At 62.9% G+C, this 3,581-nt stretch carries 3 protein-coding genes and 1 pseudogene; 1 reads left to right on the forward strand and 3 read right to left on the reverse strand.

The window, feature by feature from the left end:
- The 3 genes from EN879_RS27910 to EN879_RS27920 form a co-directional block, all read right to left on the reverse strand.
- On the reverse strand, positions 1 to 268 hold a 268-nt coding region (locus tag EN879_RS27910), incomplete at its 3' end, for an ATP-binding cassette domain-containing protein (protein WP_164774617.1).
- Positions 256 to 1,959 carry an iron ABC transporter permease gene (locus tag EN879_RS27915; RefSeq protein WP_063169128.1) on the reverse strand — a complete coding sequence of 568 codons (1,704 nt, stop codon included), beginning with the start codon at positions 1,957 to 1,959 and terminating at the stop codon, positions 256 to 258. The genes EN879_RS27915 and EN879_RS27910, both read right to left, overlap by 13 nt.
- Positions 1,960 to 2,051: 92 nt before the next feature.
- Positions 2,052 to 3,038, reverse strand: coding sequence for an ABC transporter substrate-binding protein (locus EN879_RS27920; RefSeq protein ID WP_063169129.1), 987 nt, complete (start codon positions 3,036 to 3,038; stop codon positions 2,052 to 2,054).
- 258 nt (positions 3,039 to 3,296) lie between these two features.
- Here EN879_RS27920 and EN879_RS27925 point away from each other — a divergent pair.
- Positions 3,297 to 3,581: pseudogene (locus tag EN879_RS27925) on the forward strand (sugar-binding transcriptional regulator); the annotation flags it as partial.

A 3,581-nucleotide genomic window follows, 5' to 3' on the forward strand; every position in this document is an offset into this window, starting at 1 on the left:
GCGCGTAGTTCTGGAAGACGATGCCGACGCGCCGCTTTTCCGGCGCGACGCTGCCGCCCTTGCCCGACACGACCTCGCTGCCGATACGGATCTCGCCTGACGTCACCTTCTCGAATCCGGCAACGAGCCGCAGCAGCGTGGTCTTGCCGCAGCCGGACGGCCCGAGCACTGCCAGGAACTCGCCGTCGCCGACATCGATCGATACGTCCTTGACGGCATCGAAATTGGCGAAGCTCTTGGTCACATTGTCCAGGCTCAATCGCGCCATGGCAGCACTCCGGTCGGAAGGTAGGGGGCAAGCAGATTGGTCACCAGCATCAACAGGAAAGTGACCGCCACAGTGATGACGGACATCGCCGCCGCATAGTTGGAATCGCCGCCCTGCTCGAAGGAAAACATCACGACACCGATCGTCTCCGACCCGGACGACCACAGCAGCGCCGAGACGGTAAGTTCGCTGAGCGCCGTCATGAAGATCAGTAGTCCGCCGGCGATCGCCGCCGGTGCCACCAGGGGAAAGATGATCGTGCGCATGCGCGTGAACAGCCCGGCGCCCGCTACTTGCGCCGCCTCCTCCAGCGCCCGGTCGATCTGGTGATAGCCGCTGATGGTCGGCCGCAGCGCCAGCACCAGGAAACGGGCGAGATAGGCGTAGAGGATGATCCAGACGGTGTTGTAGAGCTGGATGCCGGTGAGCGGGATCGGCCGCAGGAACATGAGCAGCGAGGCGATCGCCAGCACCACGCCGGGCAAAGCATAGGGCAGCTCGACCGACAGATTGAGCAGCCGCACCCAGCGCTGCTTGCCCCATGCGATCAGATAGCCGATCGGCACTGCGACCAGGACCGCGAAGAAGGCCGCCGCGATCGACAGCCAGAAGCTGTTGAAGAAGGCGCGGCTGGCCGCGTCATGCTCGAACAGCACGAAGCGATAATTGTCGAGCGTTGCCGTCTTGGCGGTGAGCGCGATGCCGTAGCCCGGCACCAGCGATGTCAGAACCAGCCCGAACAGCGGCAGGAACAGCACCACGATGATCAGCAGCCACATGCCGGCCTGGACCGTAGGCCGCCAGCGACCGAGTTCATAGGGTTCGGCCGAAAGCGACGTGGAGCTGATGCGATAGTCGCGGCGGCGGCTCATGATCTCCTGGGCAAGGATACCCGCCATGGCGATGATGCCGATCAGCACCGATAGGAATGCGGTTTCGCCGAGCACGGCGGGGCCGCCGCCGGCCAGCTTCTGATAGATCAGCGTCGGCAGCACGAGATAGTTGGCGGGAATGCCGAGAAAGGCCGGAATGCCGAAATTGCCGACGCATGAGACGAAGGCAAGGGCAGCGGCCGCCATGATCGACGGCGTCATCAAGGGCAGCACGATGGTGACCAGCACGGTGAACCAGCCGGCACCGCCCGCCCGCGCGGCTTCGACCAGCTCGCGCGGCAGCTTGCGCAGCCCGGCGCGCACCAACAGGAAAACCAGCGGGCCATACTGCACGCCGAGCAGCAGGATGATGCCCGATGTCGAATAGAGCGGGTTCCTGGTACCGAGCGGCGGTGCCGCCCCGAACAGCTTGAGGAACGGGCTTGCCGGGCCGAACAATTGCAGCCAGGCCAGCGCCGTCACCTGCGGCGCGATCATCAAGGGCATGACGTAACAGAGCACCATGGCGCTGCGAGCGCGGATATCGGTCAGAGTGACGAGGACGGCCACCAGCGTTCCAGACAGCACCGCAAGCAGGGTGCCGCCGATACCGACGACCAGTGTGTGCCAGGTGGCGATCCAGGTCGCCGGACTGGCGAGCCCCGCCTTTATCGCGACGGTCGACAGCGTGCCGCCGGGCGCCACGATCTCCTTGATCAGGCGCAGCATCGGCAGCAGGGAAAGCAGGACGATGACGATGGCTACCGCCGCCGTCAGGACCATTTCCTGGCCCCGGCTTTCCCTGATCCGTGTTGACATGATTGCGTTTCCTGGGGTCGATCAGCCGATGCGATCGGGGTTTTGCCCGTCAGGGATACCGCTGGGACGGCACCCCTGACTGGATTGCCGGCTCAGCCCCCGAACAATTCCGAGAACTTCGCCTTGTCGGCGTCGGTTTTGGCGACGATTGCCTTGGTGTCGAACGGCATCACCTTGACCTTGACGCCTTCCGGCAGCCATTCGGGGCGGCCGACCGAGGCGCGCGCCGGCAGATAGCCCATCGAAAGCGCAAGCTTCTGGCCGTCATCGGAAAGAATGAAGTCGACGAACTTCTTGGCGCCGTCGACATTCCTGGCGGTCTTCATGATGGCGACCGGTTCGGTCACTGCCGGCACACCTTCCGAGGGGAACACGAACTCGACCGGGGAACCCTTCTTCTTGGCGTTCATCGCCATGAAGTCGACCAGGATGCCATAGGGCTTTTCGCCCGATGCCACCGCCTTCAGCACCGCACCATTGCCGCGCACGCTGACGGTGTTGTTGGTCTTCAGCTTCTGGAAGAAATCCCAGCCATAATTGGCGTCGCCGACGAAGCCCGAAAGCAGGTAGGCGGCGGCACCCGAATAGAGCGGGCTCGGCATGACCAGGCCATCGGCATAGGCGGGCTTGGCAAGATCGGCCCAATGCTGCGGCTTCTCGGCCGCGGCGGTGTTGTAAACGATGCCGGTGGTGATCAGCTTGCTGCCGAAATAGGTCTTGTCGGCGTCATAGGCATCCGCCTCGATGCCATCGAGCTTTGCCTCGGGATAGGGCAGTAGCCGGTCGTCCTTCTTCAACAGCTCCATCGAGACCGCATCGGCGATCAGAAGCACGTCGGGCTGCGGGCTGCCGGCGGCAAACTCGGCCGCCATCTTGGTGAGGATGTCGCTCGTTCCGGAGCGATAGATATTCACATCGATACCCGGCTGCGCCTTCTTGAAGGCATCCACGGTCTTGGCCGCGTCGGCTTCCGGCTGGGACGTGTAGAGCGTCAGTATTTCGGCGTTTGCCACGCCGGCAAACAAAGTTGCCGCGAGCGCCAGCTGGCTGGCCAGCAGCTTGATGAAGTGCGTCTTCAATGAGACCTCCTGTCTTTCTGTGCATGACCGGTCCGGCTCTGGCCGGCTCCCCGTCTCTTCCTCCCTGCACGGCGCATATGACTGGTGGATGACACAGCGCGTGAAACCCACAAAATATGTTCATATGTACGATGTCAATTACAAATGAACAGAAATGTGCGACAATCGACACGCCGCAGATCCGGCATCAGTTGACATCCGGCCGGTATTTCCTTGATGAGCACCGGTCAGGCCACGGCTCATGAGGGACAGGAACCGATGACCACAGAAAAACCCAGACAGGCTCGCCTGCCGATGGTCTCGTCGGACCTTACCGTCAAGACGGCATGGCTCTACTATGTCGAAGGTTTCACCCAGGAACAGATTGCCGAAAAGCTCGATGTCTCCAGGGTGAAGGTCATGCGTACGCTGGCCTCCTGCACCGCCGAGGGCATTGTCGTCACCATGATCAACGCGCCGACCGCCGGGCAGGTGGCGCTCGAGCGGGGACTGGAAAAGCGCTGGGGTCTGAATGCCGCCGTCGTCATCCCGACGCCTTCGGCG

The sequence above is a fragment of the Mesorhizobium sp. M7A.F.Ca.AU.002.02.1.1 genome (assembly GCF_003998535.1).
In the GTDB taxonomy this organism is placed as follows: Bacteria; Pseudomonadota; Alphaproteobacteria; order Rhizobiales; family Rhizobiaceae; genus Mesorhizobium; species Mesorhizobium ciceri.

Coding starts and splice junctions, on each gene's coding strand:
- EN879_RS27915 (WP_063169128.1), bottom strand. CDS start 1,959: ATGTCAACACGGATCAGGGAAAGCCGGGGCCAGGAAATGGTCCTGACG.